Source organism: Streptomyces sp. NPDC048734 (assembly GCF_043198675.1).
GTDB lineage: Bacteria > Actinomycetota > Actinomycetes > Streptomycetales > Streptomycetaceae > Streptomyces.
The window spans coordinates 38,186-52,523 of record NZ_JBICUZ010000013.1; the positions used below are offsets into that span (position 1 = coordinate 38,186).

Sequence of the window (14,338 nt, forward strand, 5' to 3'; positions counted from 1 at the left end):
CGGTCAGCGGAAGTAGTGGCCGGCCTCCAGGTCGGCCAGGAGTCCGGGCTCGCGGGGGAACCAGCCCAGCAGGTCCTGCGTGTAGGCGCTCGACGCCGGCTGGTCGACGGCGAGGAGGCCGCCGAGGAAGCCGAGGGTCTCGGCGGGCAGCGACGCGCTGGGCAGATCGAGGTGCCTGCCGATGGCCTGGGCGATGGCCAGGATGGGTACGCCTTCGTCGCCGACCGCGTGCAGGACCGATCCGGCGGGGGCGTCCTCCAGCCCGGCGCGGAACAGCCGGGCCGCGTCGAGCACGTGCACGGCAGGCCAGCGTTGCGACCCGTCGCCGACGTAGCCGGCAACGCCGTCCCTGCGTGCGATGGCGACGAGCTGGGCGATGAAACCGGCGTCGCCCTCGCCGTGCACGGACCGGGGCAGCCGCACCACGCAGGACCGGACGCCGTGCCGGGCGAGGTCGAGCACGGCGCGGGCGTTCGCCACGCGCACCGCGGCGGGACCGCCCCCGGCGGAGTCACTGCGCTCGGTGGCGAGAACACCGGGTTCCGCCGGGGTTCCCGATGCCACCACCAGGGGCTTTCCCGAACCGGCCAGCGCCGCCCCCAGGGCCCCGAGTATTTCCCCCTCCTCCTTCACCGACTGTTCGAACCGGGAGAAGTCGTGGTCGAAGGCCAGGTGGATGACGCCGTCGGCGCCGCGGGCCAGTGCGGCCACGGAGTCGAGGTCCGCCACGTCGCCGAGGACCGGCTCTCCCCCGGCCGCCGCTACGGCACGCGCCGAGGAGTCCGACCGGACGAGGCCGACGACCTGGTGTCCGGCGGCGAGGAGTTCGCGCAGGACGGGGGAACCGATCCAGCCGGAGGCGCCGGTGACGAAAACGCGCATGAATCGCTCTCTTCCACAGTGATGGGACTTGGTCCCGTCAACGTAGCACGGTGACGGGACCAAGTCCCATCGCCTATCCTGGGCGCATGAGCCGCTGGGAGCCGCAAGCGCGGGAACGACTTGTTCGCGCCGCCGTGGAACTGTTCGACGAGCACGGTTACGACAACACCACCGTCGTGCAGATCGCCCAGCGGGCCGGCCTGACCAAAAGCACCTTCTTCCGGCACTTCCCGGACAAGAGGGAAGTGCTCTTCGCCGGCCAGGACGTGCTGTGCGAGCTGCTGGCCGGCGGGATCGACGCCGCGCCCGACGAGGCGACGCCGCTGAGCGCCGTCGCGGCCGGCCTGGAAGCGGTGGCGGGCAACTTCACCCCCGAGCTGCGCGCGATCGGCCCCGCCCTGCGCGCCGTCGTCGAGAGCAACAGCGACCTGCGGGAGCGGGAGGCACTCAAGCACCACTCCTTCGCCGACGCCATGACGCTGGCGCTGCGCCGGCGCGGCATCGCCGACCCGGCGGCCGGGCTAGCCGCCTGGCTGGGCGTCCTCGCCTTCACCGACGCCTACGCGTGCTGGGTCGATCCCGCGTGCGATCAGGAACTGACCGCACTGCTCCGCCTGAAACTCCGCGAATTGCACGCGGCCATTTCCTCCCTCGACTGAACTCACCCGCGCGGGGAGAGCCTGATCCACGGCTCGCCGTGCTTCTTGATGATCGTGACCCCGCCCGCCGTGCCCTTGACCAGCGCCCGCTCGAAGAGGTCCAGCGAGGTGCGAAGCCGGTCTTGCAGGACGGCGATGAACCCGCTTTCGTCCAGCATGTCCCAGCAGCGAGTCGAGCACCTGGCCCAGGTCGTGCTGAGGCTCGGGCTCATTGCGGTGAAGGACGCGATCCGGGCGTTCCTGCGCGACGAATTGCCGCGTCGGCGGCAACCACGCCCCCAACGCCATTCGCCTCGGCCTCGCCTCCACCTACCCGGACGTCCTGTCACAGGCGCTCGGCACGCTCGCCGCCGTCTGCCGGTCCGTCCCGGAGGACTTCGTCACCGATTGATGCCTGCCAGAGTGGCGAGTCTGTCTTCTTCATCTGCGGCCGAGAAGCAGAACGACGATGACTGAGCTGCCGACCACATTCCTGAGGGGCCGGGATCATCACCATGGGTACCGGGTCCGCGCCGGCTCTTTCCACACGGACGACGCAGCCGCCGACGTGCACCCGCCGGGCCCGATCCCGCCAGATGGATCAGTGGGGGGCCTGTCACTCCTCGACGTTCTGACCGGGTCCGGGCATGCAACAGCAGGGACTGTGTCCGAGGTGGCGCGGGGCGCGGCACGCTCAGGGCACCGTGACACCGACTGGCGAACCGGTCACCGTTGATGCCGTAGGCATGGGCGCTGTCCCGGCTGCGACGGATGTAGGAATCGTGCAGCCTCCATGACGCTCGTTTGACGCTCTGGGTGCCGACAAGTGGAGCCACGAGCACCAGCACCGGATCTGACCTGGCCTTTTTCGAGATGCGCTCAGGCCGACACCTTTCCGATGACGCATCATGTGGAGTGCGTGGCGATTCTTGAACCTGCGGCAAAGGGCGTCTGACCTGCGGTTGCGCCGCCCAGGTGGGCCGCTCGACCTGTTTTCCTCCGTACAGCGGGTCGGGCGGACCCACTGCTTGTTCAAACTCGCCTGACCTGCGGTTGCAGGGTGTGGCGGGGTTCGTACGAATGATGTCGGCGACGTGCGTTCATCATTGTTGACGCTCGAATGACGCTCGATTCGTGAGGCTGGAGCAGGGCCGCGTCGCTCGGCCGGCGATGGGCGAGTGGGGCCGGCAGATTGCCCTCGTTCGCGACGCGTCGGCGTGACCGTCGCCCACGAGGGACAGCCGACAGCCGGCTTGCGCGAAGGGCGCGAGCCGGTGATCGGTCATGACGTCGTCCGGCCCCGTCGGTGACGACGGAGCGCATGCCGGAGGAGTCTCACAGCCGCTCCCGGGCCGTCCGGTCGCGGACGCCCAGGACGTCACCCGCACGGACTCGGTGCGACTCGGTGTGCGGCACGTCCCGGGTGCTCCGATCCGCTTCAGCCGCCGGTGGGCGTGACCCCTGAGGGAGCCGGGACCAGTCGGTACCCGCCGCCCTCGCGTAGCACGTGTCCGGCGGTCGGCGGCGGGAAGTGGCTCCCGAGCAGGAGAGTCGACGTACCGGCCAGTGAGCCGAGCACCTGGTTCCGGGTCCTGGCCGCGAGTCCGGGAGCGACGTCCACACAGCTGCAGAGCTCCGGATGCGCCATCTGGACCGGGTGGTGGATGCTGTCGCCGGTGACCAATGCGGTCTCGCCACGGCTGCTCAGTTCCACCGCCACCTGCCCCGGTGTGTGGCCGGGGGTGGGCAGCAGACGGACGCCCGGCGCGACGTCCGTGCCCTCGTCCGCGACATCGATGAGGTCGAACAGACCTGCTTCCCGGACGGGATGGACCGAGTCCCGGAACATCTGCCGACGCGCCTCCTCCATGTCGACACCCGCCCAGTAGTCCCACTCGGTGCGTGAGGTGAGATAGCGCGCGTTCGGGAAGGTGGGCACCCAGGCGTCGCCCTCGGCGCGCGTGTTCCACCCCACGTGGTCGGCGTGGAGGTGGGTCAGGACCACGACGTCAACGCTCTCCGGCGCGAAGCCCGCCGCCCGTAGCCGTGCTTCGTAGTCGCTGTTCAGGTTGTGCCAGGCGGGGTTGGCGCGCCGCTTCCCGTTTCCGATGCCGGTGTCCACCAGCACCCGCATGCCGTCCACCTCGACGGCGAAGCTGTGACTCGCCAGGCGCAGGACGCCTTGTTCGTCGGCGAATTCGGGGCTCAGCCAGGGAGTCCGGCTCACGAGATCGCTGGTTGCCCCGGGCAGCAGCCACGGACCGGTCCGGGCGGGCAGGACCACTTCGTCGATGCGCCGTACGGTGTGGTTGCCCACCGTCCAGGAAGAGGCGGGGGGAGTAGTGGACTTGGTCGTTTGCGATGAGGTGAACACGGCGACTTTCCTTACCTGTCATGGGTCGCGAGGACGGAGATGTCTGGAGCGGGTGTGCCGGGTGTGCCGGGTGTGTCGGGTGAGGCGGGTGTGTAGTTGCTCGTTGCCGGGCGGGAGTGGATGTCCGGGGACGGTGTCCGGCGCCGACTGCGCAGCGACGCGGTCAACGTCGCGACTGCGACGGTCGCCAGTACGGCCACGCAGCCGGCATGGGCCAGTGCTGCCGCACGCAGCCCGAAGCCGGCGGTGAGGGCGCCGGCGCCGATGGCGGGCAGACTCATCGCCAGGTAGCTGAGTACGTGATAGGAGGCGAGCGTGCCGCCCTTCTCCCGGGCCGGGACCGAGTCGACGACCGCGCGCAGCGCACCCTGGGAGACGGCTCCGAAGCCGAACCCGGCCAGCGCCGCCCCGGCGAAGAGAAGTACGGGGCCGGCGAGACAGAGGGCACCCAGGGTCAGGACGGCCGCCGGAATCACCGCGCAGCTCCCGAGAAGAGCGGAGACGTCGGCAGGCATCCTGCGCGTGAAGTACACCGTCGGGGCGGCGACGGCCGTCAGCGTGAAGAAGACCATGCCGCCGGCGTACTCGGGTCCGCCGGGGGAGACGAGCCGTGTGAAGCCCGGTCCCAGGGACGAGTAGAAGCCGCCGAGTGCCCAGACGGCGACGACGCCGGCGCCGTTGAGCAGGAGAGCGTGGGCGGCCGCCGGCGGCAGCGCCAGGTGGGGCCGCGTCGAGCGCAGTGCTCCGGGACGGCGGCGGACGGTCTCGGACGTCGGGACAAGGGCGATGGCCTGCGCGGCGAACACGGCGATCAGAGCCGCGTACACCGTGATCGTCGGAACGGGGGCGAAGCGCACCATGAGGGTGGCTGCCAGGACGCCGGCCGCCATGCCCGTCACCGGCGCGATGCTGTTGGCCAGAGCGGGGCGACCCGGCCGGGCGGGGTCTTCCAGGTCGAGGAGAGCCGCACCTGCTGCGCTGGTCGCCGCGCCGGTCGCGATGCCCTGCAGCGCGCGGGCGCCGATCAGGGTGGTCAGGCCGCCGGCCGTCGCGAACAGTGCCATGGAGGCGACCTGGACCGCGAGCGCGCCCAGGAGGACGGGGCGGCGTCCGACATGGTCGGAAAGGGTTCCGGTCGTCAGCAGTGCGATCAGGAGCGCCAGGGCGTAGGCGCTGAAGACCACGGTGATGTCGAGGGACGACAACTGCCACTGAGCCTGGTAGTGGGGGTACAGCGGGGTCGGCGCGCTGGATGCGGCGAGCAGCGCGATCAGGATCGAGGCGTGCAAGGCGAACGGCAGGCGTCCGGATGGGGAGGTGCGGGGAGGCGCGAGGCCCGCGGGGACGCTCTGCATGAGTCTCCTTCCCGTACTAAAAGCGATTCGTTTGCTTTAAGCCACCGTAGATCCTATGATCGACTAAAGCAAACGATTCGCTTTTGCGGTGGTCGGAGGTCCTGCACCAGCCCTGGCCCGTCGCGCCGCACGGATCCGGAAGGAAGCCATGACCAGCGAACTCACCCCCCAAGAGGCAGCCCGAGGGGCGCTGCGGGCGGGGCTCCCCCTCGGGGACGGCCGACACGAAGGAGTGGCCATGACGGCCAACCACATCCACTCCGTGATCAGCACGTTGCGCGAGCTCGATTTCGGCGAGACCCCTCCCGCGTCCTCCTACCGAGCCGGACAGGGGACCGCCGATGCAACCGTTTGAGCTGTCGCTGACCGAAGCCTCCCGTGCGGTGCGCGCCCGGGAGCTGTCCCCCGTCGAACTCACCGAATCGGTGCTCGCCCGTATCGCCGCCGTCGAAGGACGGCTGGGCGCCTACGTCACCGTCGCAGCCGACGCGGCCCTGGCCGCAGCGGTCCGCGCCGAACGGGAGATCTCGGCAAGCGGACCGCGCGGGCCGCTGCACGGGATCCCCATGGCGCTCAAGGATCTGATCGACGCAGAGGGGATGCCCACCACGGCGAGCTCGCACGTCCGGGCGGGGCACGTGGCGGAACGCGACAGCCGGGTGGCCGAACGGCTCGGCGCCGCCGGGGCCGTCCTCCTGGGCAAGACGCACACGCACGAGTTCGCCTACGGCCTGACCACTCCGCAGACGAACAACGCCTGGGACCACAGCCGGGTCGCGGGCGGGTCGAGCGGCGGCTCGGCGGTGGCTGTCGCCGCCGGCGGGGCGACGTTCGCCATGGGCACGGACACGGGCGGTTCCATCCGGGTCCCCGCGGCCCTGAACGGCGTGGTGGGCCTCAAGCCGACCTACGGCCTGGTCCCACGCACAGGCGTGACCTCGCTGTCCTGGTCCCTGGACCACGTGGGCCCTCTCACCCGCACCGTCCAGGACGCCGCGCTGGTGCTGTCGGCGACCGCCGGCCACGACCCGCGCGACCCGGCGAGCGTGTCCGGCCCGATGCTGGACCGCTTCCCGGGGGGCGACCTGCGAGGACTGAAGGTCGGCGTACCGCGGAACCACTACTTCGACCGGGTCACGCCCGAGGTGGAGGAGTCCGTACGCGGCGCGATCGAGCGGCTGGCGGAGCTGGGGGCGGAGCTCGTCGACGTCGAGATCCCGATGGCGCGTTACCTCCAGGCCGTTCAGTGGGGGCTGATGGTTCCCGAGGCCACCGCCTACCACGAGCGGTCGCTGCGGGCCACCCCCGACCTGTACGCGGCGGACGTTCGCATCCTGCTGGAGGCCGGCGAACTCACCTCCGCGGGCGACTACCTCCGCGCCCAGCGGGCCCGCACCATGATGCGAGAAGCCTGGGCTCGCATGTTCGACGGAATCGACCTCCTCGCCGCGCCGACGGTGCCGATGACCGCCGCCGAGGCGGGGCAGGAAGCCGTCGAGTGGGCCGATGGCACGACCGAGGCCGTGTCGGACAGCTACGTCCGCCTCTGTGCCCCGGCCAACATCACCGGCGTCCCGGCCCTCACCCTGCCGGTCGGTCACGACCGCGCCGGACTGCCGATCGGTATGCAGCTGATGGCGCGCCCCTTCCACGACGCGACGGTGCTCCGTGTGGGCCGGGTCTACGAGGAGTCGGTGGCCGGCGCGGGGCGGCTTGCTCCCCTCGCTGCCTGAGGGAAGGCGGACGTTCCAGCAGGCATGCGGTCGCGTCGCTGCGGGGGCGTCCGCCGTGCTCGGGCGCCCGGATGCGCAGCCCCGCGGGTCGCCGGCGCCGGCCACCGCCTAGAAGCAACAAAATCGCATTAAGGTGGATCGCATGAGTCCCAGGCCCATGGTCCGCCCCGGCGGGCGCAGCGCACGCGTACAGGAGTCCGTCCATGCGGCGGTACGTGAACTCGTAGGGGAGGTGGGCCGCGACGCGCTCACGGTCCCGATGGTGGCCACTCGGGCGGGCGTGACCCCCTCCACGATCTACCGTCGTTGGGGCGACCTGCAGGAACTCCTGTCCGACGTGGCCGTCGAACGACTGCGCCCGGAAACGGCTCCGGCCGATCTCGGAAGCCTGCGGGCCGATCTCGACGCGTGGGCGGAACAGTTCCTCGACGAGATGGCCTCGCCGCCCGGGCGCGCCTACATCCGGGACGCCCTGCTCGGTGACCCCGACGGAACCAACGCCGGTCAGTGTTCGGCGTATGCCGCAGAGCAGATCGACGCCGTGCTGGCCCGTGCGGTGCAGCGGGGGGAGCCGGTGCCCGAGACGGAACTGCTGATCGACCGTGTCGTGGCGCCGATCATGTACCGCATCCTCTTCCGCCCCGGTCGACTGGACGCCGCATACGCGCGCGAGCTCGTGACGAACGCCGTGTACGCCCAGCAGATCGAGGCCGGCGCCCGCCCCACCGGGGCCGCCGCCCCTCAGCGCTCGAAGAAGGAACCCGACAACTGACCACTTCGCCCATCGGGCGGTCTGGCCACCGGGCCGTGGAGGCCGAGCGGCTGGCTGTACTGGCAGGGGTCCTGAAATCCCCGGCAATGACCGACCAGGACGTAGCCCTCGGGCGTGACGCCCGTTTGACGCCCCGTGCGCACGAAGGGCCCTTCGGCGGAGCAGAAAACGGCCCCTGACCTGGTGTTGTGCGAGATCCATCCTGCCGGGACATCTTTCCGATGACGCACCACGTGGAGTGTGTCGCCGTCCTTGAGCCCGCTGCGAAGAGCCTCTGAGCTGCGACTTCTCTGATTCCTGAGGTTCCGGGCGGGCCGGCCCGACCTGTTTTCACGGGCGCGCGACGTGGTGCGGGCCGCATGCCGGACGGACGCCGGCCGACCTGCGGTTTCGATCGGTGACGGGAAAGCGGACGCATGATGCCCCCGGGCTTCGCCGGGGCGGTGCCGGACCGTTCTGACGCTCATGTGACGCTCGCCCTGATGGAGCGCCAGGTCGCGTATGTCGGGGCTGAGCGATGCGGTTCATGCCCGGACTGCCGATCACCTCCTTGACACGGGCGCCCGTCGCCGCACTCGGGGGCGGCCCGGCGGCGCCGAGTGAACTGCTCATCCGCCGGTCACGAGCCGGTGTGCACCATGGTCGGCGGTAGGGCCGGGCAGGCCCCGGTGCCCGGTGGGATCCCGGTCGGATGCGGTGGTCGACCGGCCGAGGCAGACGCGGAACGGACGCGGAATCCCGTCCCGCGTCGCGGGCATCGTCAGCGTTCCGAGGCGGCGATTCCCGCGCGCAGTGCCTTCTTGTCGACCTTCCCCATCGGTGTGCGCGGAAGCTGCGGCATCGGTATCAGCCGGTCGGGGATCTTGTAGGCGGCCAGGCCGCGGCCCCTGAGGAACTCCTTCATGGCCGACGGGCGGACATCCGCCTCGTCGAGGACGACGAACGCGTAGGTCCGTTCGCCGAGCACGGTGTCCGCCACGCCGATCACGGCCGCGTCCTGCACGGCGGGGTGGGTGCGCAGCTGCCGCTCCACCTCCTCCGCGGAGACCTTCTCGCCGGCCCGGTTGATGACGTCCTTGATCCTGCCGACGATCATGATGTTGCCGTCCGGCCTGCGCCGGACGAGGTCGCCGGTGCGGAAGAAACCGTCCGGCGTGAACGAGCGGGCGTTCTCCTCGGGGGCCCGGTAATACCCGCGGATGGTGTACGGCCCCCGTACCTGCATCTCGCCCGCCTCCCCATCGGGCACGGGGTGCCCCGACTCGTCGACGACCCGGACCTCGTCACCCGGTGACATCGGGCGGCCGTCCGTGTTGACGGCCGCCTCCTCCGGGTCGTCGAGCCGGGTGTGGGTCAGCAGCCCCTCGCTGATGCCGTACCACCGCTGGATCCGGCAGCCCAGCACCTGGGCCGCACGGCGCGCCAGGGCCGGGTCGAGCGGCGCGCTGCCCACCTGGATCAGCAGGCGGGACAGTTCGCCGGGCGGTCGTCCGGAATCGGCCCACAGCCGCAGCACCGAGGGCACGACCGTGGTCACGGTGATCCCCTCGCGGCGGATCAGCGAGAAGACGTCATCGGGCCGCACGCTGGAGGTGAGCACCGCCTTCCCGCCCAACAGGAGACTGCCGAACACGCCCGGACAGGCGAGAGCCGCCTGGTGCGCGGCCGGGTTGACGGCCAGGTACACCACCTCCGGGCCCACCTCCATCGCCTTCGCGCTGGCCCGCATGACGTACTCGTAGTCGTCGTGGGTCCGGGGAATCAGCTTCGGCAGTCCGGTGGTGCCACCGGAGAGCAGGAACAGCGCGGGGTCGGACGCGTCCACCCGGGGCAGCGCGACGTCCGGGGCGTCCAGCGACTCCAGCGGTGTGAACTCCTGGGCGTCACCGCTGACGATCACGTGCGGGACCGACGGGAGCTCCCGGGCGATCGTGCGGTAGTCGAACCCGCCGAACTCGTCCTTCGCCACATAGGCGACGGCGCCGGAGTGCGCGCACAGATGCGTGATCTCGGCCCTGCGGTGACCGGGCAGCGCCAGCACCGGGATGGCTCCGGCCCGCAGCAGCGCGAAGACCAGGACGACGAACTCCGGGACGTTGGGGAGGTGGACCACCACCCGGTCCAGGGGCTTGACGCCCAGTGCGATCAGGCCGCCGGCCAGTCCGTCCGCCCGCCGGGACAGCTCCGCGTAGGTCATCCGGCGGTCGCCGCACACCACGGCCACCCGCTCGGCGTTCCGCCGGCACGACTCGTGCAACAAGTCACCGATCGGCCGGCCGCGCCAGACCCCTGTCCGGCGCAGCTCCGCCGCGAGCTGTTCAGGCCAGTGCACAAAACCGTCAAGCATGATCGCGTTCCCTTTCAGCGGTCGGTCGAGGCGTGGATCGAGGGGCGCGGAGGTCCGGGTGGAGCCGCGGGTGCGCTCGGTCCGTCCCGGCCGCGGGCCGTCGGCAATGCGGCCGGAGGGCGGGTGCCTCCACGCGGTGGCGGGCGGTGTCCGGTGCGGTGGTGCGCGACGTCCGCGCGCGGCGTGAGCCTGGTGCCGTGCGGCGGCGTGCCTGCGGTCCTTGCTGTCCTGTCCCTTGGCATCGTCAGCTCCACGGTCCGCCGCCCCCCGATCTCTTGCCGACATCTGTCGCGGGCCGCGCGAATCCGCGGCGAGTGGAAAACATGGTGCGGACGGAACGACGGCGGGCCAGGAGGGCGAAGAGGATGAGCCGGATAGGGGAACGCGGATGGGTGCGGTCGATGACCATCGGTGACCCGCTCGGCGTGCGCGTGGTGTGCTTCCCGCACTCGGGTGGCTCGGGGATCGCCTTCGGCGGGTGGTCCGCCGCGGTGCCGCCCGGTGTGTCGCTGATGGCCGTCCAGTACCCGGGTCGCGGCGACCGCTTCGGAGAGCCGCCCGTGGACGACGTGGCCGCGATGGCGGGCTGCGTGGCGGCGGAGCTGCTGCGGTTGCCGCCGGGCGACCACATACTGTTCGGGCACAGCCTGGGCGCGCTGGTCGCCTACGAGACCGCCCTGCTGCTGCGGGACGCCGGCGAGGAACCCCTGGCGCTCTGCGTGTCCGCCGCTCTGCCGCCCGGACGGATGAACAACAGAAGCGTCCACCTGGCACCCGACGACGAGTTCTGGACGACGCTGTGCGCGCTGGGCGGCATCGAACCCGCGATCGCCGGGAACGCCGAGCTGCGCGACCTCCTCCTGCCCGTCATCCGCTCGGACCTGCGGGCCCACGCGACCTATCGGCCCCGCCCGGGCACCCGTTCGCTGTCCTGCCCCGTGCGCTGCTACCACGGCGAGGGCGACCCGTTGGTGGAGCAGGCCCAGCTGGCGGGGTGGGCGGACGTCACCTCCGGCGGCTTCACGGAAACCGCGCGGCCGGGCGGGCACTTCCATGTGACGGCCGACGTCGCGGAACTCGTCGCGGACGTGCTGAGCCAGGGCCGGAAGTGAGGCGGCCGTGACCACCATCGCCGTGATCCCCGGTGACGGCATCGGCCCCGAGGTGATCGAGCCGGCGCTGGACGTCCTCGACGCCCTCGGCCTCGGGGCGCGGACGGACGTCCTGGACCACGTCAACGCGGAAACCTACCTGCGCACCGGAACGGCCCTGACCGGAGCCGACCTCGACCGGATCAGGTCCAGCGAGGCGGCGCTCCTCGGCGCGGTCGGCGATCCCAGGCTCAGCGACACCGCGTACGTGCGCGATGTCCTCACCACCCTGCGTCTCGAACTCGACCTCTACGTCAACTACCGGCCCGCCAGACTCTGGCACGACAGGCTCAGTCCGCTGCGTGACCCGGCCCGCCGGGCGATCGACTGCGTCATCGTCAGGGAGAACACCGAGGGGCTCTACAGCGGCATCGGCGGTGGTACGCGCACCGGGACCCCCCAGGAGATCGCCATCGACGTGGACCTCAACACCCGTCAAGGTGTGTCACGGGTGCTGGAGTTCGCCTTCTCCGTGGCGCGCAGGTCGGTGTGCCTCGTCGACAAGGCCAACGCCGTCCGCAACGGCGGGCAGCTGTGGCAGCGGTGCTGGAGCGAGGCAATGGCACGGCACCCGCACGTCGAGACGTCCCACCTCTACGTGGACACCGCCGCCCTGCGGCTGGCCACCGATCCGACCGCCTTCGACGTCATCGTCACCAACAACTCCTACGGCGACATCCTCAGCGACCTCACGGCCGCGCTCGCCGGCGGCCTGGGCGTCGCGGCGTCGGCGAATCTCAACCCCGTGACCGGACAGGCGCTCTTCGAGCCCGTGCACGGCAGCGCCCCGGACATCGCGGGTACCGGCACCGCCAACCCGTTCGGCGCGATCCTCTCCGTGGCCCTGCTGGCCGAGCACCTGGGCCAAACCGAGGAGGCGGACGCGGTCCGCCGGGCGGTCGCCGCGGCCGTGGCGGCCGGCCGCGTCACCCCCGATCTCGGCGGATCCCTCAGCACGAAGGAGGTGGGCACCGTGGTCCTGACCGAACTGCGGCGGCCATAGCGAGGCGTGGAGGCGGACTCGACCGCGGAACTGCGGGCGGAACGACGGACGAGGGGCGGGGACAGCATGAACGGCAACGACACGAACCGCGCGGACGGGAACCCGGAGACCGTCATCGTGGGGGCCGGCCTGGTGGGCGCGGTCACGGCTCGCTACCTCGCCCCCCGCTTCGGACCGGTCACCCTGCTGGAGAAGCGGGCGGACCCCAGACTGGAGCCCGGTCCAGAACGCCGGTCGCTCGTCGTGATGCTGTCGGCGCGAGGCTGGCGCGCCCTGTCGGACCTGGGCGTCGCGGACGCCGTGCGCCGGATATGCGTCCCCCTGCACGGACGCTGCGGGCACCTGCCCGACGGCCGGACGCGGTTGACTCCCTACAGCCGGGACGGACAGCCCATCTGGGCGGTGGAACGCCGGCGGCTGCACCAGATCCTGCTGGACGCCGCCGAGGCGACCCCCGGTGTGCGCATCCGCTTCGGGCAGCGGGTGCGCTCGGTGGACCTGGACGAACCCGCGGTGCTGGTGGAGGACCGGCACGGCTCGCGCCGGCTGACGTGCCGCCGGGTCCTCGGCTGCGACGGCGCGCACTCCGCCGCCCGGGCCGCCCTGGAGGCGCGTGGCGCCCGGGTCGAGGTGCGCAAGCTGGACCTGGCCTACCAGGAGATCGACGTACCGGCCGGCCGGCTGGACCCGACCATCACGCACTACTGGCCCACCGGGAAGGCGATGTTCGCCGCGCACCCCCTGCCGTCGGGGAAGCTCTCCGGCTCCTTGTTCATGCGTCTCGACGGCCCCGCCCCGTCCTACGCGGCGGCCCGCGGCGGCCAGGACCTGTCCGAGATGTTCGCCGCCCACTTTCCCGAGCCGACCGCGATCATCCCCGACATCGCGGACCAGCTGGCCACCAAGGCCGTCTCGACCCTCACGACCGTCCACTGCGACCGATGGGTCTGGCGAGACGCCTTCGCCCTGCTCGGTGACTCCTGTCACGCGATGGCGCCCTTCATGGGGCAGGGCATGAACTGCGGCTTCGAGGACGCCCGGGTCCTCGTCGACTGCCTCGACGCCTCCGCCGACTGGGCGGCGGGCCTGGCCGCCTACGAGAAGTCGCGGACCGAGGACGCCGACGCGATCTCCCGGCTCTCCTACCGGCACTACTTCACCATGGCCGATCCGCCTCGCGAGGAGAGCGCCGCGGACGTGCTGCGCGGGCGGCTGACTGCCCTCTTCCCCGACCGGTTCGTGCCGCTGTACGAACGGTGCGCCTTCAGCGAGGAGAGCTACGCCTCCGTACTGCGCGACGACCGGCGTCTGGACCGGCTCGTGGCGGATCTGCTGGCCCGGTACGGCACCGAACTGGTCTCGGCGCCCGACGACCGGCTGCGCGCCTGCACCCCTCCCCCCGCCCCGACCCCAGCCACCCTGGAGGACTCCGGATGTTCGTGATCCTGTTCAAGTCGCACCTGTCCGAGCAGGCCGGCGAGGAGTACCACGCCACCGAGGAGCGGATGCAGGAACGGGTCCGCGCCATCGCCGGGTCCGACCCGGTGGAGGTCAAGCACTACACCGGGGAGGACGGTGAACGTCTCGCCGTCATGATGTGGCGCGACGAGGAGACGTTGGACAAGTGGCGTTGCGACCCCGAGCACCAGGTGGCGCAGAGCATGGGCAGGAAACACTGGTACTCCGCCTACGAGCTGACCGTCGCCCAGGTGATCCGGACCAGCGCGCACGACGACCGGAGCCCGGCCGCAGCGGCCGAGGAGCCGCACTAGTGCTGTGACCGGAAAGGCTCACCGGCTTGCGAGGCCCGGCACGGCACTCCCCCGGCCGAAAGCCGGGGGAGTGCCGTGCCAGGCGTCGCGCGCCCGACGGGAATTGTCAGACACGCCCTAGCAGGCGGAGGCCGGCCGCGAGGACACCCGGATCTGCGAACGGGGGATGTCCTTCGAGGACGGTTGTGGCGGGCGCCGGACGGGCGCCGGACGGGCGCTGGACGGACGCCGGACGGGCGCCGGACGGACGCCGAACGGGCGCCGGACGGGCGCCGAACCGCACTGTATGGCGGATTTGTTTCGGGTGGTGG

Annotated in this window: 13 protein-coding genes; 8 read left to right on the forward strand and 5 right to left on the reverse strand. The window is 71.4% G+C overall.

Annotated features, from left to right (window positions below):
• Window positions 1–3 precede the first annotated feature (3 nt).
• Window positions 4–882 carry an SDR family oxidoreductase gene (locus ACGFQC_RS28515; protein ID WP_363090162.1) on the reverse strand — a complete coding sequence of 293 codons (879 nt, stop codon included), beginning with the start codon at window positions 880–882 and terminating at the stop codon, window positions 4–6.
• A gap of 86 nt (window positions 883–968) precedes the next feature.
• On the opposite strand from ACGFQC_RS28515, the gene ACGFQC_RS28520 reads away from it, so the two are divergent.
• The gene (locus ACGFQC_RS28520; protein ID WP_363090161.1) at window positions 969–1,541 is read left to right on the forward strand and encodes a helix-turn-helix domain-containing protein; all 573 of its coding nucleotides are present in this window, start codon (window positions 969–971) and stop codon (window positions 1,539–1,541) included.
• A gap of 2 nt (window positions 1,542–1,543) precedes the next feature.
• Here the strand turns inward: ACGFQC_RS28520 and ACGFQC_RS28525 are convergent, their stop codons facing one another.
• The 3 genes from ACGFQC_RS28525 to ACGFQC_RS28535 form a co-directional block, all read right to left on the reverse strand.
• Window positions 1,544–1,699 (reverse strand): hypothetical protein, encoded by a 156-nt coding sequence (locus ACGFQC_RS28525; protein ID WP_363090160.1) that lies wholly within the window; start codon window positions 1,697–1,699, stop codon window positions 1,544–1,546.
• A gap of 1,259 nt (window positions 1,700–2,958) precedes the next feature.
• On the reverse strand, window positions 2,959–3,894 hold the full coding sequence (locus tag ACGFQC_RS28530; RefSeq protein ID WP_363090159.1) for an MBL fold metallo-hydrolase: 936 nt from the start codon (window positions 3,892–3,894) through the stop codon (window positions 2,959–2,961).
• An 11-nt stretch (window positions 3,895–3,905) separates the two neighbouring features.
• On the reverse strand, window positions 3,906–5,249 hold the full coding sequence (locus ACGFQC_RS28535; protein WP_363090158.1) for an MFS transporter: 1,344 nt from the start codon (window positions 5,247–5,249) through the stop codon (window positions 3,906–3,908).
• 148 nt (window positions 5,250–5,397) lie between these two features.
• Between ACGFQC_RS28535 and ACGFQC_RS28540 the strand changes: the two genes are divergently transcribed.
• The 3 genes from ACGFQC_RS28540 to ACGFQC_RS28550 all read left to right on the forward strand — a co-directional run bounded on the left by ACGFQC_RS28540 (window position 5,398) and on the right by ACGFQC_RS28550 (window position 7,754).
• A complete protein-coding gene (locus ACGFQC_RS28540; RefSeq protein WP_363090157.1) occupies window positions 5,398–5,604 on the forward strand; it encodes a hypothetical protein in 207 nt (68 codons plus the stop codon).
• Entirely contained in the window at window positions 5,591–6,982 is a 1,392-nt protein-coding gene (locus ACGFQC_RS28545) for an amidase (RefSeq protein ID WP_363090156.1), read from the forward strand. Before ACGFQC_RS28540 ends, ACGFQC_RS28545 begins: the two co-directional genes overlap by 14 nt.
• A 142-nt stretch (window positions 6,983–7,124) precedes the next feature.
• On the forward strand, window positions 7,125–7,754 hold the full coding sequence (locus ACGFQC_RS28550) for a TetR/AcrR family transcriptional regulator (protein WP_363090155.1): 630 nt from the start codon (window positions 7,125–7,127) through the stop codon (window positions 7,752–7,754).
• Window positions 7,755–8,514: 760 nt separating this feature from the next.
• Here the strand turns inward: ACGFQC_RS28550 and ACGFQC_RS28555 are convergent.
• Complete coding sequence (locus ACGFQC_RS28555; protein WP_363090154.1) at window positions 8,515–10,101, reverse strand: (2,3-dihydroxybenzoyl)adenylate synthase; 1,587 nt, start codon at window positions 10,099–10,101, stop codon at window positions 8,515–8,517.
• Window positions 10,102–10,466: 365 nt separating this feature from the next.
• On the opposite strand from ACGFQC_RS28555, the gene ACGFQC_RS28560 reads away from it, so the two are divergent.
• From ACGFQC_RS28560 to ACGFQC_RS28575, 4 genes are all read left to right on the forward strand, one after another.
• Window positions 10,467–11,213, forward strand: a complete 747-nt coding sequence (locus ACGFQC_RS28560; protein ID WP_363090153.1) for an alpha/beta fold hydrolase — start codon at window positions 10,467–10,469, stop codon at window positions 11,211–11,213.
• A gap of 7 nt (window positions 11,214–11,220) precedes the next feature.
• The gene (locus ACGFQC_RS28565) at window positions 11,221–12,255 is read left to right on the forward strand and encodes an isocitrate/isopropylmalate family dehydrogenase (protein ID WP_363090152.1); all 1,035 of its coding nucleotides are present in this window, start codon (window positions 11,221–11,223) and stop codon (window positions 12,253–12,255) included.
• A 66-nt stretch (window positions 12,256–12,321) separates the two neighbouring features.
• The gene (locus tag ACGFQC_RS28570; RefSeq protein ID WP_363090151.1) at window positions 12,322–13,698 is read left to right on the forward strand and encodes an NAD(P)/FAD-dependent oxidoreductase; all 1,377 of its coding nucleotides are present in this window, start codon (window positions 12,322–12,324) and stop codon (window positions 13,696–13,698) included.
• Window positions 13,689–14,027, forward strand: a complete 339-nt coding sequence (locus ACGFQC_RS28575; RefSeq protein WP_363090150.1) for an antibiotic biosynthesis monooxygenase — start codon at window positions 13,689–13,691, stop codon at window positions 14,025–14,027. The genes ACGFQC_RS28570 and ACGFQC_RS28575 overlap by 10 nt, the downstream gene beginning before the upstream one ends.
• Window positions 14,028–14,338 lie beyond the last annotated feature (311 nt).

Coding starts and splice junctions, on each gene's coding strand:
- ACGFQC_RS28515 (WP_363090162.1), bottom strand. CDS start 882: ATGCGCGTTTTCGTCACCGGCGCCTCCGGCTGGATCGGTTCCCCCGTC.
- ACGFQC_RS28550 (WP_363090155.1), top strand. CDS start 7,125: ATGAGTCCCAGGCCCATGGTCCGCCCCGGCGGGCGCAGCGCACGCGTA.
- ACGFQC_RS28520 (WP_363090161.1), top strand. CDS start 969: ATGAGCCGCTGGGAGCCGCAAGCGCGGGAACGACTTGTTCGCGCCGCC.
- ACGFQC_RS28535 (WP_363090158.1), bottom strand. CDS start 5,249: ATGCAGAGCGTCCCCGCGGGCCTCGCGCCTCCCCGCACCTCCCCATCC.
- ACGFQC_RS28525 (WP_363090160.1), bottom strand. CDS start 1,699: ATGCTGGACGAAAGCGGGTTCATCGCCGTCCTGCAAGACCGGCTTCGC.
- ACGFQC_RS28545 (WP_363090156.1), top strand. CDS start 5,591: ATGCAACCGTTTGAGCTGTCGCTGACCGAAGCCTCCCGTGCGGTGCGC.
- ACGFQC_RS28560 (WP_363090153.1), top strand. CDS start 10,467: ATGAGCCGGATAGGGGAACGCGGATGGGTGCGGTCGATGACCATCGGT.
- ACGFQC_RS28570 (WP_363090151.1), top strand. CDS start 12,322: ATGAACGGCAACGACACGAACCGCGCGGACGGGAACCCGGAGACCGTC.
- ACGFQC_RS28575 (WP_363090150.1), top strand. CDS start 13,689: ATGTTCGTGATCCTGTTCAAGTCGCACCTGTCCGAGCAGGCCGGCGAG.
- ACGFQC_RS28540 (WP_363090157.1), top strand. CDS start 5,398: ATGACCAGCGAACTCACCCCCCAAGAGGCAGCCCGAGGGGCGCTGCGG.
- ACGFQC_RS28555 (WP_363090154.1), bottom strand. CDS start 10,101: ATGCTTGACGGTTTTGTGCACTGGCCTGAACAGCTCGCGGCGGAGCTG.